This window comes from Leucobacter fengyongliangi (assembly GCF_052386045.1).
Genome location: NZ_CM126356.1, coordinates 2,238,616 through 2,262,030 on the forward strand (window position 1 = coordinate 2,238,616; position 23,415 = coordinate 2,262,030).

The 23,415-nt window shown below is 56.9% G+C and carries 21 protein-coding genes and 3 pseudogenes; 20 read left to right on the forward strand and 4 right to left on the reverse strand.

The genetic code is table 11. The features are described 5' to 3' along the window. The first annotated feature begins 203 nt into the window (after nt 1-203). The 11 genes and pseudogenes from ACTNFK_RS10680 to ACTNFK_RS10730 all read left to right on the forward strand — a co-directional run. The gene (locus tag ACTNFK_RS10680) at nt 204-848 is read left to right on the forward strand and encodes a glycosyltransferase (protein ID WP_435936809.1); all 645 of its coding nucleotides are present in this window, start codon (nt 204-206) and stop codon (nt 846-848) included. A 12-nt stretch (nt 849-860) separates the two neighbouring features. After that, nucleotides 861-2,264: a hypothetical protein gene (locus ACTNFK_RS10685; protein ID WP_435936810.1), complete on the forward strand. Its 1,404-nt coding sequence runs from the start codon at nt 861-863 to the stop codon at nt 2,262-2,264. A gap of 58 nt (nt 2,265-2,322) precedes the next feature. Continuing rightward, a complete protein-coding gene (locus tag ACTNFK_RS10690; protein ID WP_435936811.1) occupies nt 2,323-3,426 on the forward strand; it encodes a polysaccharide pyruvyl transferase family protein in 1,104 nt (367 codons plus the stop codon). A 65-nt stretch (nt 3,427-3,491) separates the two neighbouring features. Continuing rightward, nucleotides 3,492-4,949 (forward strand): lipopolysaccharide biosynthesis protein, encoded by a 1,458-nt coding sequence (locus tag ACTNFK_RS10695; protein WP_435936812.1) that lies wholly within the window; start codon nt 3,492-3,494, stop codon nt 4,947-4,949. A 70-nt stretch (nt 4,950-5,019) separates the two neighbouring features. After that, nucleotides 5,020-6,741, forward strand: a complete 1,722-nt coding sequence (menD, locus tag ACTNFK_RS10700) for a 2-succinyl-5-enolpyruvyl-6-hydroxy-3-cyclohexene-1-carboxylate synthase (protein ID WP_435936813.1) — start codon at nt 5,020-5,022, stop codon at nt 6,739-6,741. Then, nucleotides 6,738-7,910, forward strand: a complete 1,173-nt coding sequence (locus ACTNFK_RS10705) for an NAD-dependent epimerase/dehydratase family protein (protein WP_435936814.1) — start codon at nt 6,738-6,740, stop codon at nt 7,908-7,910. The genes menD and ACTNFK_RS10705 overlap by 4 nt, the downstream gene beginning before the upstream one ends. 332 nt (nt 7,911-8,242) lie before the next feature. Beyond that, nucleotides 8,243-9,112: a glycosyltransferase family 2 protein gene (locus tag ACTNFK_RS10710; protein WP_435936815.1), complete on the forward strand. Its 870-nt coding sequence runs from the start codon at nt 8,243-8,245 to the stop codon at nt 9,110-9,112. A gap of 76 nt (nt 9,113-9,188) precedes the next feature. Then, nucleotides 9,189-10,214, forward strand: a complete 1,026-nt coding sequence (gmd, locus tag ACTNFK_RS10715) for a GDP-mannose 4,6-dehydratase (RefSeq protein ID WP_435936816.1) — start codon at nt 9,189-9,191, stop codon at nt 10,212-10,214. Then, a complete protein-coding gene (locus ACTNFK_RS10720; RefSeq protein WP_435936817.1) occupies nt 10,211-11,233 on the forward strand; it encodes a GDP-L-fucose synthase family protein in 1,023 nt (340 codons plus the stop codon). The genes gmd and ACTNFK_RS10720 overlap by 4 nt, the downstream gene beginning before the upstream one ends. Before the next feature lie 46 nt (nt 11,234-11,279). After that, nucleotides 11,280-12,590, forward strand: coding sequence for a UDP-glucose dehydrogenase family protein (locus tag ACTNFK_RS10725; protein WP_435936818.1), 1,311 nt, complete (start codon nt 11,280-11,282; stop codon nt 12,588-12,590). Nucleotides 12,591-12,709: 119 nt separating this feature from the next. Then, nucleotides 12,710-13,219, forward strand: a pseudogene (locus tag ACTNFK_RS10730) (GDP-mannose 4,6-dehydratase); the annotation flags it as partial. Between the two features lie 199 nt (nt 13,220-13,418). Here ACTNFK_RS10730 and ACTNFK_RS10735 read toward each other — a convergent pair. Beyond that, a complete protein-coding gene (locus tag ACTNFK_RS10735; protein ID WP_445117163.1) occupies nt 13,419-13,901 on the reverse strand; it encodes a hypothetical protein in 483 nt (160 codons plus the stop codon). Nucleotides 13,902-13,942: 41 nt separating this feature from the next. Next, nucleotides 13,943-14,374 (reverse strand): hypothetical protein, encoded by a 432-nt coding sequence (locus ACTNFK_RS10740; RefSeq protein WP_435936820.1) that lies wholly within the window; start codon nt 14,372-14,374, stop codon nt 13,943-13,945. A 428-nt stretch (nt 14,375-14,802) separates the two neighbouring features. On the opposite strand from ACTNFK_RS10740, the pseudogene ACTNFK_RS10745 reads away from it, so the two are divergent. The 5 genes and pseudogenes from ACTNFK_RS10745 to ACTNFK_RS10765 form a co-directional block, all read left to right on the forward strand. Next, nucleotides 14,803-15,291 (forward strand): annotated as a pseudogene (locus tag ACTNFK_RS10745) (GDP-mannose 4,6-dehydratase); the annotation flags it as partial. Nucleotides 15,292-15,408: 117 nt separating this feature from the next. After that, complete coding sequence (locus ACTNFK_RS10750; protein ID WP_435936821.1) at nt 15,409-16,002, forward strand: hypothetical protein; 594 nt, start codon at nt 15,409-15,411, stop codon at nt 16,000-16,002. Next, the gene (locus tag ACTNFK_RS10755; protein ID WP_433646170.1) at nt 15,999-16,985 is read left to right on the forward strand and encodes a nucleotidyl transferase AbiEii/AbiGii toxin family protein; all 987 of its coding nucleotides are present in this window, start codon (nt 15,999-16,001) and stop codon (nt 16,983-16,985) included. Before ACTNFK_RS10750 ends, ACTNFK_RS10755 begins: the two co-directional genes overlap by 4 nt. A gap of 266 nt (nt 16,986-17,251) precedes the next feature. Beyond that, a pseudogene (locus ACTNFK_RS10760) lies at nt 17,252-17,587 on the forward strand (NAD-dependent epimerase/dehydratase family protein); the annotation flags it as partial. A 19-nt stretch (nt 17,588-17,606) separates the two neighbouring features. Further along, the gene (locus ACTNFK_RS10765) at nt 17,607-17,816 is read left to right on the forward strand and encodes an NINE protein (protein WP_435936822.1); all 210 of its coding nucleotides are present in this window, start codon (nt 17,607-17,609) and stop codon (nt 17,814-17,816) included. A 406-nt stretch (nt 17,817-18,222) separates the two neighbouring features. On the opposite strand, the gene ACTNFK_RS10770 is transcribed toward ACTNFK_RS10765, so the two are convergent. Next, on the reverse strand, nt 18,223-18,621 hold the full coding sequence (locus tag ACTNFK_RS10770) for a hypothetical protein (protein WP_435936823.1): 399 nt from the start codon (nt 18,619-18,621) through the stop codon (nt 18,223-18,225). 182 nt (nt 18,622-18,803) lie between these two features. Here ACTNFK_RS10770 and ACTNFK_RS10775 point away from each other — a divergent pair, with 182 nt between their 5' ends. The 4 genes from ACTNFK_RS10775 (at nt 18,804) to ACTNFK_RS10790 (ending at nt 21,546) form a co-directional block, all read left to right on the forward strand. Further along, the gene (locus ACTNFK_RS10775) at nt 18,804-18,968 is read left to right on the forward strand and encodes a hypothetical protein (protein ID WP_435936824.1); all 165 of its coding nucleotides are present in this window, start codon (nt 18,804-18,806) and stop codon (nt 18,966-18,968) included. A gap of 143 nt (nt 18,969-19,111) precedes the next feature. Further along, nucleotides 19,112-19,381, forward strand: a complete 270-nt coding sequence (locus ACTNFK_RS10780; RefSeq protein ID WP_435936825.1) for a type II toxin-antitoxin system Phd/YefM family antitoxin — start codon at nt 19,112-19,114, stop codon at nt 19,379-19,381. Next, nucleotides 19,378-19,803 (forward strand): PIN domain-containing protein, encoded by a 426-nt coding sequence (locus ACTNFK_RS10785; RefSeq protein ID WP_435936826.1) that lies wholly within the window; start codon nt 19,378-19,380, stop codon nt 19,801-19,803. Before ACTNFK_RS10780 ends, ACTNFK_RS10785 begins: the two co-directional genes overlap by 4 nt. Nucleotides 19,804-20,703: 900 nt before the next feature. Further along, nucleotides 20,704-21,546: a DUF4190 domain-containing protein gene (locus ACTNFK_RS10790; protein WP_435936827.1), complete on the forward strand. Its 843-nt coding sequence runs from the start codon at nt 20,704-20,706 to the stop codon at nt 21,544-21,546. Between the two features lie 519 nt (nt 21,547-22,065). Here ACTNFK_RS10790 and ACTNFK_RS10795 read toward each other — a convergent pair. Continuing rightward, entirely contained in the window at nt 22,066-23,280 is a 1,215-nt protein-coding gene (locus ACTNFK_RS10795) for a Fic family protein (protein WP_433646207.1), read from the reverse strand. Nucleotides 23,281-23,415 lie beyond the last annotated feature (135 nt).

The window sequence follows — 23,415 nt, forward strand, 5'->3', positions numbered from 1 at the left end:
TCGCGGGAACCTGTTTCCGTAATAGTTCAGTTTGCACGGATTGCGTAAGCGCACGATCGGGATGGTCAGGCGTAATTAACGCATGCTACAGAGACAGTCGTCTGGATTCGCTTGCAGCGCTGAGTTTCGCTCGACGAGAGCACCGGGCCAGCCAATACTTCCCTCCACGCACAACCATTTTGCTAAGCGATTCCATGCGTCCCATGCTGCCGCAAGATAGGGAGCATGGTCACCTCACTGTCAAAGCCAATCCCGTCCGAGGCCGCTCCGAGAAGCCTGTGTCCAGGGCAGATCGAAATGAAGTTTTTCTGTTTGTCGGTCGCCCGACTCCGGAAAAGGGCATCAGTAAATTGATTCGAGAATTTTCTCAGCACAAGGATCTGAAACTTGAAATAATTGGTACCGGCCCCCTTGAACCTGAAGATGCAAGACTGATTAACGCATCTGAGAACATCTCCTGCACTCCGGCCCTCACTCAAACCGCATTAGGGGAACGAATGGCAACTTCCTTGGCAGTATTGGTTCCTTCACTGTGGGTAGAGCCTTTTGGTCGAGTTGCAGCCGAGTCTTTAGGAGCCGGCACCCCGGCAATAGTTTCGAATTCTGGGGGGCTGACCGAGATAGTCTCCGGTATTTCGAATGACATATCCCTTGATGCGAAAGATATCGAAGATCTACCCCGCCTCGCCCGAAAACTGAGTCAACTTACTGCCGAAGAGTACGACAAGCTCGCGGTTCTGTGCCACAGGAAATGGGAAGAAAACTTCACCGCTGAGGCGCTTGCCCTGGAACTGGTCAGCATCTACAAAAGGGCAATGCGGTCCGATGCTGATTATTTAGAAAAGTAGATGAAGACCCGGATGTTTGAACACGAGAAGCATGCTATAGAAAGGACTCCAATCGGACCAGTCTTGGTTCTCATCGGGTTGCTAATCCCGATTGCTGCCGGACGCTGGGGAAGTTACATCGGCATCCATAGCCTGAACTTGTTTCTTCCTGACGCCCTAATTGCTCTTGGGTTAATGGGCATGCTACTCCATGGTAGGGGTTCAGTGGACGCGGGACGAAGATTGCCACCTTCAATAAAGTGGGTGTCTTCAGTACTGTTCTTCTTTGTAATTTTTCGACTTATTGCGACTGAATTCAGCGAAGTTTCGACGGCAGCCCGCGATCTCGCGCCGCTCGTCTATATTTCTCTAATTCCTTTGCTTTACTTCTCGTTAAGACAGGTGAAAAGACGAACCGTCCTTCAGCTTCTAACAGTTGCCTGTGTTCTCCATCTGGTTTGGTTCGCCCCATCTGTAATGGGCTTACTCCAGCCAATAGCTGTTAACGGACCTTTTGGACTTCCAATATTCACAAGAAGAAACGATTTTGATCTTGTCCTAGTCGGCGCATCTGTGGCGGTGTATTTGGCCAATAGGTCTCTTCCCGGTTTCCTCCGTAAAACACTAATCGCCGGATCAGTCATCGTGTTATTCGCAGGCAGCAGTAGAGCGGGACTATTTGCAGGTGCAACCGCTCTCTTCATTGCTCTCATCCTTCGTGAACGCCCAAAGTCAAAACAAAAACGTGTCGGCGGACTGGTCATCGCGCTGATCACATTAGCCGCAGCAGCTCCCGCCATAGCCTGGCTTCTCCAATCCCCGCCGTCATGGATGGTCGGGATCACAAGGCTTGTGAGTTCAGGCAGCGCAGAGCAGATCTCCGCCACAAACACGTGGAATGCACGCACAATGGCTTGGAGCAAGATGGCAGAGTATGTTTCATCTTCGGATCAGCTCTGGTGGTTTGGGACAGGACCAGGGGGAGAACCCGTCTGGAATAGCGGAGCAGTCGCCCACCTTTCCGGCGATGAATCAGTCCGTGCGGCTCATAGCTTCATTTTTACCTGGCTTGGTTTTTATGGGTATTTAGGGGTGGGAATTATCGTTATTGCCTTGATAATCTTGATAGCCCATGCCATCTGCCAATCAACGAGAATCCGAGGCCTAAACGCTGTCGGCTTAGCACTCACAATAGGGACAATTATCGCAGGTCTCGGCGGAGTCATAATGGAGTCACCCTTTGGATACATGTCGTTTGTACTTGGTGTGACTCTGTCATTGCTGCCGGCTGACTCGACGAGTTACAGGCCCAGCCCGTCTATAGCGTTCGAAACGAGAACCACATCAGCACCGCAGACCTCGCTGGAATCAGCTAAGCGCTCGCTGCTTATAGGCTCGCGCTCACCGAGTGCTTTGCACACCGATAGATCTGCATAGGTTCACCGTCATTCGCGGTGAGAGAATTTCAATTAATCAGGCAAAAGGACAGTTCAAGATGCCAAGAACAAGCCACCGCATCGCTGTGGTGACACCATATGGTCTTTTCAATTACGGCAACCGGCTTCAGAACTATGCAGTGCATACTAAGCTACTGGGACTTGGATACACGCCGGAAACTCTAATTCTTCGAAGGCGATACCCGAGGCAGGTGCTGAGAGACATCATTTTAGATCGCCTACACAGTTTGAGATTTCTCAATGCGGCTTCCCGAAAGTACCGTTCGTTCAAAGCATTCGACGCCGTGATCCGGAAGCAACGCATTTGGTCAAAGAGACACCTCAACCGGATTTCTGGAGACTACTCCCTGTACGTATTCGGAAGTGACCAAATTTGGAACCCCTATCACATCGATTTTGATGGCGCGGAGTATGGTAGCTTCTTGGACCAGAACATGCCCCGAGTCTCGCTTTCTGCGAGCTTTGGCGTTGAGGAGCTTCCATCCAATCGATTAACTACCGCGCAGACTGAACTGGCAAAGTTCAAATTTATCTCGGTCCGTGAGTTTTCCGGTTCACGCCTAGTCAATGATTTGATTGGCGTGGCACCTGATGTCCTAATTGACCCGACACTTAGCGTTCCAATCTCAACCTGGCGAGCGGTTTCCGATCACCGCCTGGTGCCTTCATCCCACTTCGTCCTTGTTTACCTCCTCGGAAAACACGAAGAAAGTGTGTTGAGCGAGATTAGGGAATATGCTAGCCGCAAAGGCTTTGTAATAGTTATTCTAATGGACGAGCGCTTTAAGAAGTGTTTTCATGCGGGACCACAGGACTTTCTCGCCCTCATCGACCGAGCGTCGGTAGTGATAACTGACTCGTTTCACGCAGCGACATTCTCCCTCCTATTTGACACCTCACTCATGGTCGTTCCCAGAAAAGACGAATTCTCCATGAACTCTAGGTTCGACACCTTATCTCGTCTCTTTGGGCTAGAGTTTGAAACTGTTTCCGACCTTCCTTCAGCAAGAAAGGTCGTTGTCCATCGTCAAGACTTCGAGAATGAGCTCGATAGACTCAGATCAAATTTTGATCGCTTCCTCAGTGAAGCTGTCGGTTATATCGGCAAAGAATTTCGGGCCGATAAAGAAACAGATTCCTGAGTTCTTGTTTTCGATACGCGAAGCACAGATGAATTCTGGGGAGACTGCTCACAAGGGAGAAGCAGGTGTCTGAGGCAAGGAGGACTGGGATTCATGGCGCGGCAATTACCCTCCTTGGGCAAACCTTAAAGATACTGGTTCAGTTCACGTCCTTAGTTATTCTATCCAGGCTACTTTCACCGACTGATTTCGGTCTGGTGGCAATGGTGACCGTCTTTCTTGCACTTGGAGATCTAATCCGAGACTTCGGGATGTCCACGATCGGTCTCCAACGCCCTTCCCTCACGCAGCAAGAGGCATCAAATCTCTTCTGGTTGAACGCGATTCTCGGGCTCTCTACAGCGTTACTTCTTCTGTGTTCGACGCCACTGATTGTTGCTCTATACCGTGATGAACGTCTTTGGTTAGTCGTGCCAGCCCTGTCCCCATTGCTGCTATTCGGAGGCCTGGCCACACAATTCAAGGTTCAGGTATCTCGATCCATGAAGTTTCTGCGGCTAAACGTTGCTGATGTTTCAGTGCAGGTAATTGTATTGTTCACAGCGATTCTTGCAGCAGTTTTCGGCCTTGAGTATTGGTCAATAGTTATATCTAACTTGGTCGGCTCGATACTTTTACTTCTCAGCTACAAGGCAATATCTGCTTGGCGTCCCAGCCCGCCGAAGCGAGAGATCACATCTTCCGGGGTGATGAAAGACGGAGCTGCGTTTGGCCTGGCACAATTCTTGACTTATTTGTCATCGAATGCAGACACCCTAGTTATCGGGGCACGTTGGCAAGCTTCTGCCGTGGGTTTCTACGATCGCGCTTTTCAGCTCTATTCGATCCCTGGCGCGAAGCTCATTTCTCCACTGACACAAGTCGTGCTTCCTGTGATTAACCGAGCATCTCGCGAGGGCCGCGACACCGATTCAGTAATGCTACGAATACAGTTTGGATTAGGTTTCTTCGCAATATTGGCATTTTCCGTCTCGGGATCAATCGCGAATTGGTTAATACCCACGATACTTGGCCCAGATTGGCAAATTAGCACGTCCTTTTTCCAGGTTCTTGCAGTGGGGGGCATGGCTGGCGTATTTTCGAATATCAATTACTGGAGAACAATTATCGGGAACCACGGCTGGCAACTAATTTTGCTCAATCTTGTCACTAAGCCAATCACGATCCTTCTCATTATACTCGCTTCGTTTATTAGCCTCGAAGCAGTTTCAGCAGCAGTATCCATAGGCTTGACAATAACCTGGCCTTTGGCGTTGTTATGGTTTCGAAAGGTCGCAGACTGGCCATCGATGACGTTCTTCAAAGAGGGTTTGCGTCTACTGATTCCAGGCTACTGCTCATATGCGGCGGGATTCCTTCTGGGACAGACCATTGAAGATCCTTCCTTTCTCTCCTCGCTGCTCATTGGACTCTCCGTCCTTACAATCTTCATTGGTGGGACCCTAGTCATTCCTGGGGGTATGACTCGTTTCCGTCAGCTTGGTCGAGACCTCTCGCTTCTTTTTCCGAGAAAAAAGAAATAGGCAACAAGTATACTCATTGCAATTGATTTGCCTCTTCGCACCGATAATTTGAATACATTGAGGAAATATAGTGTACGCCGCGCAAAAAAATGTTCAGTTGCTCGTTGCTCTGCTCAAGGCCCATGGAATTTCGCACGTTGTGATTTCTCCAGGTAGTAGAAACATGGCATTCGTTAGGAGCGTGGAGCTAGACCCTTTCTTCACTTGCTACTCCGTTGTGGACGAAAGAAGCGCTGCATACTTTGCGATCGGAATATCACTCGCGACCGGGCAGCCAGTTGCAATGAGTTCCACAAGCGCGCAAGCTACTCGAAACTACATCCCGGGCATGACCGAAGCCTTTTATCGCAAGGTTCCTCTTGTCGTTATAACTGCTGACTTTCACGAGAGCCTGATCGGTCAAGGTACGATGCAAGCCATCCGGCAGATGTCTATACCCTCCGACTCAGCGAAGGTCTCCGTTCAGCTCCCCGTAGTTGAGGAGCAACAAGACGCTTGGTATTGCGAACGGTTAATCAACGAGGCGCTTATTGGTCTCCATTTCAATGGTTCTGGACCGGTTCACATTAATGTTCCGATTGCTGAGCACTGGGAAGGTAGCGTTACACATCTGCCGCAAGTAAAGGAAATTCGCCATTACAATGCCCACAGCGAAGATATGCCTCAACTCAACAACGCAAAAATCCTGGTTCTCGTGGGCGCACACCATCCCTTTTCTCCGTTGGAACAATCTTCTCTGGAGAGATTTGTTGAGTCCTACGGCGCTGTCGTGTACACAAATCACCTATCTAACTATCATGGCGCAGGCGCGGCCAACGGAAGCCTAATTGTCCGAGGGATACCTTCCACAGACAGAAAATTTTATGAGCCGGATTTACTAATCACCATTGGCGAACAGATCGGCGAGTACGATATAGATGGTTTTTTGAAGAGAGCTAGACCTGTCCATTGGCGGGTTAACAGTGATGGCTCCGTTGTTGACACCTACCAATCCCTTTCTGCAGTATTTCAAATGCCAGAGTCCTACTTCTTCGACCACTATTCGTCGCTTACAGAAACGTCAGGCATTGATTCCTACCGGATGCTTTGGGAAAAAGCTAATGCTCGCCGAGTTGTCCCCACAGAGCTTCCACTTTCCCATGCGTATATAGCTGGAGTTCTCTCACCATTGATCCCATCTCACTCTGTCATGCATTTTGCGATTTTGAGTGCGCTGAGAAATTGGTCTTTCTTTCAACTTGATCGAACTATTTCTTGCTATTCAAACGTCGCGGCCTTTGGCATCGATGGTTGCCTTTCTACTTTCATTGGGCACAGTTCGGCTACTGATCAACTTTGCGTTTTGGTAATCGGTGACTTAGCCTTTTTCTACGACATGAACTCCATTGGTATAAGACACGTCAGGGGCAACGCGCGCATTGTTCTAGTAAATAACAGCGGTGGAGGAGAATTCAGAACATACAGTCATTCTGCAAACAGATACTTCGGCGACGCAGCAAACGAGCATATCGCTGCCGCTGGACATTGGGGTTCCGCACGCGGTTGGGCTGAAAGTTCAGGATGGAGCTATCTCTCTGCCCGAACAAAGGAGGAATTTCACGCCTCAATCTCTGATTTCCTGGGAGAGAGTGATGTCCCGGTTCTACTTGAGATATTTACTACTATGCAAGATGACTCAGACGGGGTTGAAATCGTTCATAGGGCAAACACGCATCGCTCGCTTGAACAGCGAATCGCACAATTCCTGCCCCCTGACGTCAAGAAAGCCGTGAAGAAAGCCCTCAGGAGATGAGTTTCTCCGCAGCGCCACGCAAGGAGTATTCACTACTTGTTCTTGGCGGGACGGGAATTATTGGGAGATCTCTTTGCGCTGAAGCCGCCACCATGGGACACAAGGTGACCACTATAAGTCGTAGAGTTCCTGTGCAAAGCGGGCTCCCAACTAATGTGGAACATATGGCTCTTGATTGGTCAAATTCTTTAGACTTTGAGCGATTTCTTTCTGACAGACATTTTGATTTCACTATCGACCTCCTGTCATTTGATGTTTCTCAAGTCGCGTCAACGCTGGAGAGAATCAAAGGTTCGAGCTCTCATTACGTATTTCTATCATCTGCTTCGGTATCTGACTCAGGGGAATTGGACAGCCCCATAACCGAGGATTCGCCCGTGATTGAAACAGGGTGGACCTACGCGATGAAAAAGATTCAGTGCGAGCTTGCATTGCCTGCTCTGGCTCAGAGTTACGATCAAAACTTCACGATCGTTCGCCCTTACATTACCTACTCAGAGAGCAGATTCCCGCTCGGCCAATACGAGAGTCATGAGATCCTCAATCGTCTGAAACTCGGGGCACCCGTTCCAATCTGTAATGAGATACTGGAGGCTAGTACCTCAATCACTGATTCTCGTGATCTAGGTCGCGCCATAATCAACTTGATAAGCAACCCACGATCGAGCGGACAAACAGTTCAAGTTGTCTCACCCGAAACTACAAGCTGGGCCGAGCTGTTCGACATGACCGTTGAAAGAATTGGTAGCAAATCAAACCTTATTCCAGTCAGCCCAGAAGCGTTTCTTTCAATTTTTCCTGAACTTTCAGGAAAGGTTACTGATCGCCTAAAGAATAGAATCTATTCATCAGATAAACTGTACTCTTTAGCCCCTGATTTCAGATTCACAAAGAACCAATCACTGGAGTACGACAAGATCTTGAATGGATTCATTTCCAGTTCAACACCTTCCTCCAGACGTTGGGAAGGGCGAATTGATCGGCTACTTTGGACGACCAGATCAGAAAAGCATATTCCGATTTTGTCGAGGTACCCGTTTCTACATACTGGCACGTCAAGCCCTGTTGATGTATCGAAATACCTGGTGGGCAGAAGCCGATATCTCAGTCAGGTGGCAACATTTCTGTCTGAAGGTATCACAAGGAAACCACCGGCCAGTTATTCCTGATTCTCTTTCCCAGTTCCCTAATCAGTTTCGATAGCACACGAATTCGAAGTCCATCAATTTTTCAACCGTTCAATTCTTCACACCTACCGAAGGCGAACCGCGAAGGTATCAGTTCCGTTGAACTTGTATCCAATGAACATATAAGAGGGTGCAACGATTCACCTGATTATTGCAGAACGAAATCAGAGGAGATTTATTCACCTTTCCTGGCGAATCAAAGTATACGGTTGGCACTATTTCTATCTCTACTTCTTAAGGCATAACCATTGAAGTCAATTCAATTTTCCCAGTGCGTAGACCGCCTGGACACCGACTCAATTTTAATCGGAATTGTGACCTACAAGAGACCACAAGCCCTGCTATCGTGCCTTCGATCTGTATCAGCGGCGTTGAAGGACACCAAGTGGGCCTTCAAGATAGTTGTGGCTAACAACGACACGCAACAACTCGACACAACGGACTTATCCTCCGCGGGAGAGGTGCATGTTATTGAATCCGGGGCAGGGAAAAACATAGCTAGGGCGCGTCAACTTATCCTCGATCAGGCAAGGGAGATAGGAACCAAGTATCTCGTTTTTATTGATGATGATGAGATCGTTACGAGCGGCTGGTTCTCTTCACTAATTACTCACGCAGATTCATCTGATTGCGCTGCAGTTGCTGGACCGGTACAGCCGTTGCTGCCAGTCCATTTTCGCCGTCTTGGTCCACTCTTCGAACGTCGAAGCCCACCTTCTGGCACAGCAGTTCCCGCCGCGGGCGGGGGGAATCTCTTGCTAAGATTAAGCGCCATTGAAGACCATAATTTCGACGTTGATTGGCCGCTGAGAGGGGGTGAAGACTCTGATTTCACCCTTGCCATTACCAGCGGAGGAAAGATCATTTCTTGGGAGCGTGATGCACTAGTTCTGGAGCCCGTTCCTAGGTCTAGAATCGCTCTGAAGTGGTTAATCTCTCGCTCATTCACAAATGGAAGAGTTCTCTGTTTCATTAATCGAAGATACGCTAAGATAACCCTAGGATCGTTGCTCATTCGTTGCGCCCTTGCAATTCTATGCTCATTAGTAGTTATTTTCTTCCGAGTCTCTCCGAGACTTGCAAGGAAAGGACTTGACCTAGGGATACGAAATCTGGGTTTTATTCACGAGTTTCTTTCTCCGACTCCTGATGCTCAGCATTCAGAATCTTGTTCAGGTGAATAGTTTCTCTTTTTGTAGTGTCGTGACGTTTGTCATTCTCCTTTAATTCTTATTTTTTCTCCAAAATGATCGGACTGGCTTGAAGAGCGCATTTGTTACCGGTATTACAGGACAGGACGGCTCGTACCTTGCAGAGCTGCTGCTTAGCAAAGGGTACGAGGTGCACGGCCTGATCCGGCGCGCGTCAACGTTCAACACCTCCCGCATCGACCACCTCTACGTCGACCCACACACCGAGGGTGCGAAGCTGTTCCTGCACTACGGAGACCTCTCCGACGGGTCGCGCCTGGTGACCTTGCTGCAGCAGATCAAGCCTGACGAGGTCTACAACCTCGCCGCTCAGTCTCACGTGCGCGTCTCGTTTGATGAGCCCGAGCACACTGCAGACACGACCGGTACCGGTACCGTGCGCCTGCTGGAAGCGGTACGCCTGTCAGGGATCGAGACCCGTTTCTACCAGGCCTCCTCTTCCGAACTGTACGGAGCGACGCCGCCGCCGCAGAGCGAAACGACACCGTTTTACCCGCGATCCCCGTATGCGGCAGCGAAGCTGTACTCGTACTGGATCACGAAGAACTATCGCGAAGCGTACGACATGTTTGCAGTGAACGGGATCCTCTTCAACCACGAGTCCCCGCGTCGCGGTGAGACCTTCGTGACCCGCAAGATCACTCGCGCGGTAGCGGCAATTAAGGCTGGCACGCAGGAGCACGTGTACATGGGGAACATCGATTCGATTCGTGACTGGGGGTACGCAGCCGAGTACGTCGAGGGCATGTGGCGGATGCTGCAGGTTGACGAGCCGGACGATTTCGTGCTCGCGACCGGCACCGGCATCACCGTTCGGGAGTTTCTTGATATCTCGTTCTCACACGTGGGGCTGAACTGGGAAGATCACGTGCGATTCGATGAACGCTACCTGCGCCCCACCGAGGTTGACGCGCTGATTGGGGACCCGACCAAGGCCAAGGAGAAGCTCGGGTGGACCCCCACCATTGATGGGCGAGAGCTTGCCAAGCTGATGGTTGATGCCGATATTGAAGCGCTCACACACGAAGGCAAGCCGTGGATCGACACGGTGAACCTGGAAAGCTGGGGCAAGTGACCGAGCGCCCCGGATCCGAATTTCGGATCGATCACACGGCGCGTGAAAACGTGCAGTTCGAGCCGGGTCCGCTTGACCGGGATGCCCCGTTCTATGTTGCTGGGCACCGTGGGCTCGCAGGGTCAGCGATGTGGCGCCGGCTCGAACGGGCCGGGTTCACGAACCTCATCGGGCGCAGCTCAAGAGAACTTGATCTGACAGACCGGGCTGCGGTGTTCGCGTTTTTTGCGGAGACACAACCGCGTTATGTGGTGTTGGCTGCGGCAAAGGTTGGCGGGATCCTCGCGAACGAAAGCTACCCGGTCGAGTTCCTCAGCGTGAACCTGCAGATCCAGACGAATGTGCTCGACGCAGCCCTGCAGCACCGAGTAGAGCGGGTGCTGTTCTTGGGTTCGAGCTGCATTTACCCCAAGTATGCAGCGCAGCCCATTCGTGAGGATTCGCTCATGACGGGGCATCTCGAGCCCACGAACGATGCCTACGCGATTGCAAAGATCGCGGGCATCATGCAGGTGCAGGCGGTTCGGCGTGAGTACGGGCTGCCGTGGATTTCGGCGATGCCCACAAACCTGTATGGGCCGAACGATAACTTCTCTCCGAAGGGGTCACATGTCTTGCCGGCGCTCATTCGCCGCTATGACGAGGCAGTGCAGACCGGGGCCGCCGAGGTCGTGAACTGGGGCACCGGAACACCCAGGCGAGAGTTCCTGCACGTTGACGAACTCGCCGACGCCTGCCTGTATTTGCTCGAGCACTACGACGGGCCGGAACAGGTCAACGTGGGCACCGGCACCGATGTCACCATTCGTGAGATTGCGGACACCATTGGCAAGGTCGTCGGCTTCGCGGGTAGTACCGTATGGGATTCCACGAAGCCAGACGGCACACCGCAGAAGCTTCTCGATGTGAGCAGACTGGCCGAGATCGGTTGGAAATCTGCGGTTGGACTCGAAGACGGCATCCGATCCACGGTGGAGTGGTTCCGTGCGCATCGAGACGAACTCACCGAACGCGGCTAAGCGCCTACCTTCACACGTACACGCACCAACGGGGGATCAGAAAAGCATGAAGCTATCGGTAATCGGTTGCGGCTATCTCGGTGCGGTGCACGCCGCGAGCATGGCAAAGCTCGGGCACGAAGTTGTTGGGATCGATGTCGACGCGCAGAAGGTCGCGCTGCTTTCGGCTGGCCAGGCCCCCTTCTTTGAGCCTGAGTTGCCGGAGATTCTCGCGGAAGCGGGACAGACCGGGCGACTCACGTTCACTACTGACATGAGTCGAGTCGCAGACGCGACCGTGCACTTCATCGCGGTGGGCACCCCACAGCGGCACGACGGCAACGCGGCCGACCTCACCTATGTCGAGGCCGCCGTTGATGGTCTTCTCCCCTACCTCAACGCAGATCACCTGGTGGTCGGCAAGTCGACCGTGCCGGTGGGCACCGCGGCCAGTCTCGCGGCTCGTGTCGCGGAGACCGGCGCGACACTGGTGTGGAACCCGGAGTTCTTGCGTGAAGGCTTCGCGGTGAAAGACACCATCACCCCTGACCGGCTGGTGTACGGGGTTCCTGCTGGTGATGCCGGCGCGCATGCAACCGAGATTCTTGACGAGGTGTATGCCGCAGCCATTGGTGCGGGGATACCTCGCATTGTGACCGACCTCTCGACGGCGGAACTCGTCAAGGTCGCTGCTAACGCGTTTCTCGCTACCAAGATTTCGTTCATCAACGCCATGGCCGAAATCGCGGAAGCCACCGGTGCCGACGTGACCCAACTGGCAGATGCCATTGGGCACGACGAACGCATCGGGCGTCGCTTTCTGGGCGCCGGTATTGGCTTCGGCGGCGGTTGCCTGCCGAAGGACATTCGCGCGTTCACTGCCCGGGCCGAGGAACTGGGTCGCGGATCCTCCGTCGCGTTCCTCAAAGAAGTTGACGCGATCAATCTGCGGCGCCGCGAGCACGCCGTGACGCTCGTGGTCGACGGGCTTGGCGGGTCGGTGGTCGGCAAACGCATCGCGGTGCTCGGTGCCTCGTTCAAGCCACACTCCGACGACATTCGCGACTCCCCCGCGCTCGACGTCGCTGTGCGATTGCATGGGCTGGGCGCAGATGTGGTGGTGACTGATCCACAGGCTCTTGAAAATGCGCGTCGCGTGCACCCGCACCTGCACTACGAACTCGACCGAGACACCGCTCTCGCCGGGGCCGATGCCGTGATCGTGGTCACCGAGTGGGACGAGTACCGTCGCGAACTTTCTCCCTCGCACGCAGCTTCGCTCGCCACTGGGCGGCTTATTGTCGACGGACGCAACTGCCTCGATCCTGCCGCGTGGCGAGCAGTCGGGTGGGAGTACCGCGGGATGGGGCGGCCGTAGGCGGGACCCGTCGGTTCAACCCATCGAGTTTGTGCATGCCGACCTCACCGACCCGCACGCCACCCGTGCCGGGCTCAACGGCATCGCGTTCGATGCCGTGATCCACTTCGCCAGCCTGGCCCGCGCTCGCCGCCGTGAATCTGCGCTACTTCAACCCGGTTGGCGCACACCCCTCGGGGCGTATCGGTGAAGACCCGAGCGGGATCCCGAATAACCTCATGCCGTTTGTCGCGCAGGTCGCGGTCGGCCGGCGCGAGCGCCTCGCGGTGTTTGGTGACGACTACCCGACCATCGACGGGACCGGGGTGCGCGACTACATACACGTGATGGATCTCGCCGAGGGGCACGTCGCCGCGCTCACCCACGCCGAGCCTGGTGTGCAGGCGTTCAACCTGGGGTCGGGGGTGGGCACGAGCGTGCTCGAAGCGGTGCGAGGCTTCGAGGCGGCCTCGGGGCGTGCGGTGCCGTACGCGATCCACCCGCGGCGAGCCGGTGATCTCGCGACGGTGGTGGCGGATCCGGCGCTCGCGCTTTCGCGGCTCGGTTGGCGCACGACGCGCTCGTTCGCCGAGGCGTGCCGCGATGCGTGGGCGTGGCAGTCAGCGAACCCGCAGGGGTACCGCGGCTGATCCACTAGCTTTTCGCGAGCAGATTCCAAATGAGGCTCGAACCCCATTACGCGAGCATATTAGGTGAGACACGTCGCGGAGCAAGCGAGCGAGTAGCAACTAACGATTTGCTGGGGTACAATGATTAAGCGTGCTGCAGTAGCGGCACGAAGTGAGCTCGGCAGCCTTCCGGACGGTCGGTGAGCCGAGCTTCGCGTATTTATTGGGACAGTTTGATAACCCCGGCGACCATGGGTTCGATGCGACGCTTCCAATCTCCACCCTTGGTGTAGCTCCAGGCGATCGCGTCGGCAACCCACAATAGGGGTTCGATATGCGGAGCTTCGAGCGAATAGGTCAGTGCACCGGTGAGCCCGTGATGCTTCACCTCCCGGAACAAGATTCTGCGGTCTGAATGCTCGATCGACTCATCTCGTTCGATCACTATCTTGGTATGCGATTGAGCAGCAGCGAAAGAGACGAGGCCAGCGAGACATCTCTCTCTGCCGAGAGCATCATTCTTTGTTGCACAGTGAAAAATCTGCGCTCGTGTCCCAAACTCGACAAACCGCGAGAGGATGAGGCGTTTTCGTTCATCCCGTTCTTTGGTGAAATGGATACTGCGCTGTCCAGGCAGCACGAGAGAACGTATGTCGCGTCGCAGCTTACCCACGTCCTTTTCGGCGGCAAGGGCAGCGACCATCGTGTATCCTCTGGCCTTTGACTCGTCTACGAACAAAGCGTTCACGCCTCACCTGCTTCAGAAAAACGCACCGCTCCCCGACTGGCATCCTGAGCAGCTGCTGCGGACTTCTTGGAGAAGGGGCCCTGGAGTGTGTACCGGAATTCCTCAGCCCAACCGGTAGGTGAGCGGGGTGAGACAACGAAAGAACTGGACTTCGTCAGAAGGCCGCGACCTTCCAAACCTCGCATCCCGCGACGGGCGGTCGTCTCCGAAATCCCATACCAATTCGCGGACTGGTTAAACGGCAATTTGAATCCATCTTGCTGATCGAGGGAAATCAGTAGCATCAGCTTCTCGGGGTGGGTGAGCGACGCATCAAAATCTTCAAGCCAGTAGGAGTAAGGGAGACGCAACCAATAACCGTCAGCGGCGCCCTTTGGTCTCGCATAGGGCGTTCCATCTCCCGCTTCGTTGAGCAGACGGTACTGCATTCGGTTGCCCTTGCGATCACGCTCGACGAGGTTAGCTGATCATGCTACAACCGTCAGAGTACCGTGAAAGTTCCTCTGCAATGCCCAAGCTGGCGGGTTTCCCGAGGCGGTACGGGCCCGTAATCACTTGCCGCTGAGGAAGTGTACGGCAATCACTGACTCGGATCGCCGAATTGCGCTCAGGCCCACGAGGAATGCAGAGAGGTCATATCAATTTCCCTGGCCTCAGATCGAACCGCCCCAAAATAGCCGCACCCCTCTCTGCAAGGCTGCATGGTGTGGCGTTTCGCAAGCGAATGTGTTCCACGTCGCTGTGCGATTGCAGGGGTTGTGTTTGGGTGTGGTGCTGATTGATCCACAAGCTCTTGAAAGTGCGTACCGCGCGCGCCCGCACGTGTACTAGGAACTTACGACGGCAGCGCGCCGGGCTGCGCTACTTCAACCCGGTCGGCGCGCACCCTTCGGGGCGTATTGGTGAGGACCCGAGTGGGATCCCGAATAACCTCATGCCGTACGTGGCGCAGGTTGCGGTGGGCCGGCGCGAGCGCCTCGCGGTGTTCGGTGACGATTACCCGACCATCGACGGGACCGGGGTGCGCGATTACATTCACGTGATGGATCTCGCCGAGGGGCACGTTGCCGCGCTCACGCACGCGGAGCCCGGGGTGCAGGCGTTCAACCTCGGGTCGGGGGTGGGCACGAGCGTGCTTGAGGCGGTGCGGGGCTTTGAGACGGCCTCGGGGCGTGCGGTGCCGTACGTGATCCACCCGCGACGGGCCGGTGATCTCGCGACGGTGGTGGCGGATCCCGCGCTCGCGTTTGAGCGACTCGGCTGGCGCACGACGCGGTCGTTCGCCGAGGCGTGCCGAGATGCGTGGGCGTGGCAGTCGGCGAACCCGCGGGGGTATCGCGGCTGATCCACTAGCTTTTCGCGGGCACTTTTCCGTGATGCACCGGAAGTGTTTCGCGGGCATAGTAGGTGAGGCACGTCGTTTCATTGCTCCAATGTCACGTTCACGGTAACCTTTCGTGACATGAGCATCATCTCTCCCGCCACTGCGATCCGGAACACCCCGGCGCGGTCGTTCGTGCACGTCAACCGGCTGCCCGGTACTGCGACCGCTGCACGTCAAGCAGCATCCAGAGCTGCACGGAGCGGAGAGCTCATGCCTGTTCGTCGTGGCCTCTACTACCGCGGCGCGAAGACCCGGTACGGGATGACGCGGCCCCGTATCGAAGAGATCGTACGAGAGATCCTCGGGGAAGCAGGCAACGGGCCGGCCGGGTACTCCGCTGCGCGCGAGTGGGGCGTGACCACCCAGGTTCCCTCTTCGTTCCACGTCGCGGCGCTGTGGACAGCCGGCCCGATCGAAGGCGTCACTCAGCACGCCCGCAGTAACCGGGAACGCGTGACCCTCAACCCGAAGGAGATCGCGCTCCTCGAGTTGATGCGCGCTCCCGAGGTATACATCGAAGCTGGCTGGAACACCTTGGCAAGCAAAGTCCGTGACGCACTTTCGGACGGCGTGGTCAACGAAGGCCGTCTGCGCGTTGCGGCAGCGGGGGAGCGGAAGGTCACTGCGCGTGAGAACTTCGACAGGCTACTCGCCGACCTGGCCGCCGTATGACCGAGCGTCTCCGGGACAACCCCGATGATCTCGAAGCACTCGTGGGCATAACCGCGGAAGCCCTTGGAATGCCTGCGGTCTACGTAGAGAAGGACTTCTGGGTAACCGAGGTGCTCCGGGCCGCCAGCATCGACCGGTCTGTGGAGTTGCCGGACGGCTCGACCGCGCCGGTGACCTTCACGTTCAAGGGCGGGACCAGCCTCAGTCGCGTCTTCGGGATCATCGAACGATTCTCGGAAGACGTTGACTTGCTCGCGGTGTTCCCGTCCGAGGCCGCCGCGGGCGCCCGCCACAAGGTACTGAAAGAAGTTGATCAGGCAGCGAGGAGCCACCTCGCGTTCGTGAACCCGCAGATCCTTGTGGGCTCATCGACGACCGGGATCAAGCGTTACACGACTTACCTCTACCCAACGGGAAACAGCGACCCTTCACTGAAGGAAGGCGTTCTGCTCGAGCTCGGGAGTCGAGGAGGTACGCAGCCGTCAGCAACGCACAGCTATCGGTCGCTTGTCGCCGAGCACGCGATCACCACACTTGGTGAGAGCGAGGCGACGTGGGAGGAGTTCGCTGAATTCAGCGTCAATGTCTTGGCCCCGGAGCGGACCCTGTTCGAGAAGCTTGCCGCGGTGCATGACGCGGCAAGCCGAGCCGACCGTGACGCACTCCTCAAGCACGGTCGTCACTTCTACGACATCCGCTGTCTCCTCCGGGACGAACAAGTAACAAACGCAATTGAGGCGCTTGGCAGCGAAGGGGTTAGAGCACTGGTCGACGATATTGATAGCCAAAGCGCTGCCGCCGGATTCTCGTCGACACCGCGGCCGATCGAAGGCTACGCGCACAGTCCTGCCTTTGATCGCGCACACCCCACGCGCGGCACGATCGAAGCGGGATATGAGGCAGCCCAAGCGCTTATCTATGGAGTTCTCGTCTCCTTGGACGAGGTCATTGACACTGTGCACCATCGGCGCGAGCTGCTCTAGTCCGCTCGGGCTTGGTCGACTCCGATCGGGCATTCGAGCCATAGGGGCCGCACTCACCGTTTACACCTCTCCGGCACCGCTTGTGCTGGAACGCTCTCCGACACGGCGCTGATGCTGCCGGTCATGTGCGATCGTCTCGGACGTGCGCGCCTGGGTGGCCGAGCAACGGGAGTGGGCGTAGCCGCCCGCTTCGCCCGAAAGGCGGTGGCCTGAATGTCGCGCCCCAGACTGACGATCGGCACCTTCGGCGACCTCACCGCGTGCACCTGCGCTACTTCAACCCGGTTGGCGCACACCCGTCGGGGCGCATGGGTGAAGATCCGAGCGGGATCCCGAACAACCTCATGCCCTATGTTGCGCAGGTCGCGGTGGGTCGGCGTGAGCGCCTCGCGGTGTTCAGTGACGATTACCCGACCATCGACGGTACCGGGGTGCGCGACTACATTCACGTGATGAATCTCGCCGAGGGACACGTCGCCGCGCTCACGCACGCCGTGCCTGGGGTGCAGGCGTTCAACCTGGTGTCGGGGGTGGGCACGAGCGTGCTCGAAGCGGTGCGGGGCTTTGAGGCGGCCTCGGGGCGTGCGGTGCCGTACGCGATCCACCGGTAGTCTGCGAGGCATGGCAGAGACATACGGCAAGAAGGAAGCTGGCATCGCGTACGCGCTGATGCTGTTCACCCTGATTGGCGTTGCCGGAGTGCAGCACTTCTACATGGGAAAGATCGCGCGCGGCATCATCTGGCTGCTCACCTTTGGGTTGCTCGGGATCGGCACCATCATCGATATCTTCACCCTTCCTGGCCAGATCAGGAAGGTCAACCAGCGCTGATGCGGCGGTGACTGATCGACCGGCGATCGAGAACGCTCGCCGCGTGACGTGCAGCCGGTGGGAGCACCGCGGGACGGGGCGGCCGTAGGAGGTCGATGAGGGACTCTAAGCCAGGCCTCAACCGTCGGTCGTTCGATCTTTCATTGTCGGACGTTGATCTTGCAGAGGCGGGTAGCGGCGATCAGGCTCTTGTCCGTCAGCTCAAGCTCCGTTGATGAGAGCACAGTGGGCTGCTGGAGGTTCGGTGACTCACTGCCACGCAGCCAGTGCGCCCGGTCTTCAGCGGGCGTTCGAAGCTTTGGCTTGAGCGGACCATGGACCTTCTTGGTGATTCGATGCACTACTTCCGGGCTCGAGACAAGCGCGAGTCCGGTAGCGGTGCAAATATGAGATTCCAAGCGTGTTACTACCCGCTGTAGCTGTCATCAAGGAGGGCGCTCACAGCGGCATCGACCTGCCGAAAGCGACCCTCACGAATGGCTTGAACAGGGGTGTCGTACTCAAGCCAGGGATTAGCTCCGATGAACCAAACTCGGGCCACATGAGCACCTTCGGAAGCCGCAAGGCGATTCCACTGCTCATGGGCGAACCTGAGCCTCTTTGCTGCTTCATCTCGCGGCGTCGTTCCATCAGGGCGAGCCCATTTGTGCGCAGCCTTGGTGTCTTTCGCACCTGCTAGCGCTGACACGAGCGTGCCGCCGAGCACCTCGATGAGATCTTGAGTGAGCTCGGGAGTGTCTAGCTTCAGCGCCTGCTTGTAGGCGGCCGATTTTGAGGTCTTCGGCTTGTTTATTACGGAAGACATAGTGGGCCTCGATCCTCTCATCTGTTCTTACAAGCATACGCTTTCGCCACCAAAAAGCCACACCATATCCTCCGCCCCGTTGGATCGATCCGTGGTTCGCTCTGAAAGCAAGAAGGCAGAGTAGCAGCAACGCGACGGTAGCTACCGCCGGTGATCTCGACCTACTGCGCAATCGGTGCCGCGTGGGCGACCTCGCGACCATCGTCGCCGACCCGGCGCGTGTCTCCAACGGAGCGGCGCGATTGCATGGGCTGAGCGCGGAGGTGGTGGTGACTGATCCACAATCGATCGACAACGCGCGATGCGTGGGCATGGCAGTCGGCGAACCCGCATTGTACCGCGGCTAATCGATTCGGGAGGAGTGCTCGCTTGGCGGGTTTGGAAGCAGGGTAGTGCCCGCCTCTGCACCATACCGGTTTCGACTTTGCAGAAGTGGCGGTCAGCTCATGTTATTGTGTACACAGCGTTACACAAACGTAAGGGGTTGGCGATGAGCATCACAGTGGGCGTCCGGGAGTTTCGACAAGGCCTCACCGAATACATCGACCAGACCGAGCCAGTGACCGTTACCCGACACGGGCAGACTGTCGGCCTTTTCATTCCGGTGCACCGAGACCGCAAGGCAGATATCGCGGCGTATACAGAGGCCGCGAAGAAAGCCAACGCTCTGATCACCGAGTGGGGCACGACCGAAGACGAAGTTGCGGTCGAGTTTGAGGAACTGCGGCGAGGCGAACACGAGACAAAGCGGCGCGCATGAGTTCACGGCGCATCGTTTTGGACGCGAACATTCTGATTCGCGCCGTACTCGGTCGGCGCGTGCCGGGGTTGATCGAGCAGTATGGCGCTGATTTCACGTTCTTCACGCCTGAACTCGCGTTCACAGAGGCTGAGCGCCACCTCCCAGCAATCGCTGAACGGCGAGGCCACGATGCCACCGCGCTACTTGAGTCACTCAGCCGACTGCGTGCGATCGTGGACACAGTCGCTGAGGATGCCACCTCCCCGCTCAAGCAGGCAGCGCTTGCGCGGATCTGTTCGCGCGACCCGATGGACTGGCCAGTCGTGGCTGCTGCTCTCGCGCTGGACTGCCCGATCTGGACCGAGGATCGCGATTTCTTCGGCGCGGGGGTGGCAACATGGACGACCGCTCACATCGAAATCTATCTGCGCGGTGACTGAATAGTGACGATGCAGTAGAACGACCACCGGGCGAACGGCGCCCCTCATGCCACCGTTTTCCTGCGGGTTCGTGGGGAACGACACGAAGCCGACAAAGTACTATCACCATCCAATCTTCAACTCGCCACCGGGCGACTCATCGTCGACGTGCGCAACTGCCTTAAGCCCGCCGCGTGGCGTGCGGATCCCTCTGGCTCTTGCCGATCCACTGCGCATAGCCGGCGAGCTTCAATGCGTTCTGAAGCTGCGCGTGCGCGACGAGTCGGTTGCCATTTCGTATCGTTGCGCGAACCAACTCGAGACGTTTTCGCGTGGCTACTCTCACAACTACTCGAGCACAAATGTGAGAGTACGTGAGAGTAGGCAAGAGTAAGAGCGAGTAGGCCCTCTCGGGGCACCCGCTGGGTGGGGGTATCGGGGCGTGCCATGAGCGACCGATGCCTCGGAGAATTGCACAATCCAGGAGAGAATGACCAGGTGGGAACCTGGATTCGGAGTTTCTCCGAGGCTAGGTTCTGGAGCACCTCGCTACTGCGCAATCGGTGCCGCGTGGTGGGCGAAGAGCCGCCACCCGGCAACTGAGGGTAAGCAAAATACTGGCTCGAATGGCGATCAAGGATCGCAGTCGCCTCAAGTATCGTGACCGGGCAGCGATTGCACGGGTTGGGTGCGGGGGCGGTGGTGACTGATCCACAAGCTCTCGAAAATGCGTGCCGCGATGCGTGGCCCTGGCAGTCAGCGAAGCCGCAGGGATACAGCAGCTAAGCGGCTCGGGAGCTACTGTCTTGGTGGAAGCCTGATTACAGAAAGCCTCTACTTTGTCATTTTGGTTTTTAGGATAAATCCGTGACCAGTCACGCCGTATGCAATGATTAGCCCATGACAGAGAATCAGCCTCCAATGCCTGAGCAAGCACCACAACAGCAGGCAAACTACGCACCACAAGGAGCGCCAGCAGCTCCGGGCCCTCCTGTTGCGCAGCCCGGTTACGTCACCGCGGCTCCGGCAGCGAAGGGGCTCGCAATCGCCGCACTCATCGTCGGTATCGTCGCGTTCCTCCTTGGGCTGGTGCCGGTTATCGGCCTCATCGTCGGCCTCATCGGCCTGCTACTGGGCATACTCGCTCTGGTGAAGCGCCAGCAGAAGGCGCTCGCCCTGACCGGAACCATCCTGTCGGGAATCGCGGTGATTGCTTCGATCATCGCGACGATTCTCGCCGGAGCGTTCACTGCCGCTGTGGTCGAGACCGTCGAGGAGGGAACCTCGGTCACCGCCGAGGCGCCTGCGGGTTCAGATCCCGCGACGGAGGAATCCGTGGCAGACGCTGGCACCCGCGAGAACCCGTTCCCAATCGGAACCGTGATTTCCTCCTCTGACTGGGACGCGGTGATCAACAGCGTGAACCTCTCGGCGAACGACGCAGTTGCCGCGGCAAACCAGTTCAACGACCCTGCACCTGAGGGGCAGCAGTATGCGGTCGTCAACGTGACCGTGAATTACAAGGGCGCCGATACCGGCATCCCCGCCTTCGTGCAGATCGACTACGTGACCGCGACCGGCGAGGTCATCAGTACCTGGGATTCGTTCGCCGTCGCGCCCGAGCCCTCGTTCGGCGGCGGAGAGCTGTACGCCGGCGGCACCGCCACCGGTAACCTCGCCTTCCTCATTCCATCCAGCGCCGACGGGATCTTGCGCGTGACGCCAGGCATGTTTGCCGACGACGTTTTCGTCGCAACGAAATAGCACTCGCTGATTGCACGGTGCCCTCGGCCTTCGGGTCGGGGGCATTCGTGTTGGTGCCGGGTGGGGGTACCGCTGGATGGGAGGCCGTAGGGTTTCGAGCATTTGGATTCGCTCTGACGCGAACCTCCTGGGCTTTCACTCATCGCAAAGGAATGCCAGTTTCCCTGCTGATGTGGCGGGCATTTGCTCTCAGAAACTGGCAGTCTTCCTTACGAAACCGCGAGCCGGGGTCAACTCTCGGACCGGGCAACAGGGGTCAGGGTGGTGGGCATGATCCGCAGCCGGGCGCCTTCACCCTGCAAAACATTCTCCAACCGGCCAAATCTCGCGCGGAAGGCATGATTTGCGTGAAACTGCCGGTTGAAGGCACGGCGTTGCGGAGAGGCTGGGGCTGTCTGGTCGATCCGCCCCTGCTCACCAGACCAGAGCCATACCCTCGACCAAGGCAAAAACTTGCTCCGCGGAAGCGGGTTGCGGGACCAGAGTGACACCCACGTTGCCGGTGGCGATAGTGCGCGCTTACTCTGCTGTGCGCATGGCCGCCTGGATGCGACGGTCGAGATCGTCGAGTTCAGCCATCACCTCGGAGGCAGCCCAGACGCGGTTCTTCTTACGGCCGGTGATCTCTTCGATGAGGCCGGCGTCGACGAGCCGGTCGATGGCCCGGTACGCCTGTGAGGTGGCCGAGCCGGAGTGAGCTTCGATTTCGTCGGCACCCATGACCGGGTGGTCGGTGAAGGCGCCGATGAGTGCGGCCGTTGCCGATCTGGCGCGCGGCCTCAGCTCTGCCGCCCACTGGTCGGGCATCGCCTGCAGCCGCCCGATGGTGTCGCGTGAGCATTCGGCCGCCACCCGCGCAGAGCGCGCGAAGAGATCGATAAGCGGGGCTGGATCGCCGAGCCGATACGAGCCAAGCGACGCGAAGTACTCGTCGCGGCACGCAAGGAGACCACTTGCGAGCGGAACGACAGCGTAGCGAGTCACGCCACGACGTCGCAGCACCGCAGAGACGAGGGCCCGACCAATGCGACCGTTGCCGTCGGTGAAGGCGTGGATCGACTCGAACTGGGCATGGCCGATCGCGGCCTGCACCATCACGGGCACGTCGTCGCGGTTGAGGTAGGCGATGAGGTCGGCCATCAACGAGTCGACGCGATCGGGTGCCGGGGGAATGTGAAGCGCGTCGCGGGGAGAGTGGTCGCTCCCGCCGATCCAATTCTGCATGTCGCGCAGCCGACCGGCGTAATCGGAATCCTCTGGGTCATCTGCCATCAGAGCGCGGTGAGCGCCGGTGAGGTACTCCAGCTCGAACCGCCCCTGCGCTCCGACTGTGGTGATGAGTTCGTGCAGCGCGACCGAGGCGGCAACCATGCTCGTCGCAGACGCGTTCCCTCTGTTGCCAGCAATCGCCCGTGCGTATTCTCTCTCGGATGCGGTGATGCGCTCGATTTTTGACGAAGCAGCCGACTCCGATCGCACCATAAATCGACTAAGCGCTGCGGAGTGCCCCTGAGCTGCGGTGTCCGCCTGAGCAACGGCGAGGAGCGCCTTCTCACTCGTGAGTATCACGGGAAGCGGCGGCATGTAGTCGAGCTTCTCGATTAACGGCGGGATCGTTGCGTGGACGGAACGGAGCATCCGATCCTCTCGCGTGCCACCGCGCACTTGCTGCTGCCACGGCAGTTTCTCGACACCGTGCGGTGGCCAGCCTAGCCCCGCGCTCTCGTCGCTCACAATCACGATTCTACAGCGCCTAATTGGTGATTAAGAAAATAAACACGAATTTAACCTGGAAATTTTGGTGGTTGTGCCCTCCCACACCCGAGATCAAGGCACGTTGGCCTCCTGGGCGGCGGGTTCTGGTGTGCT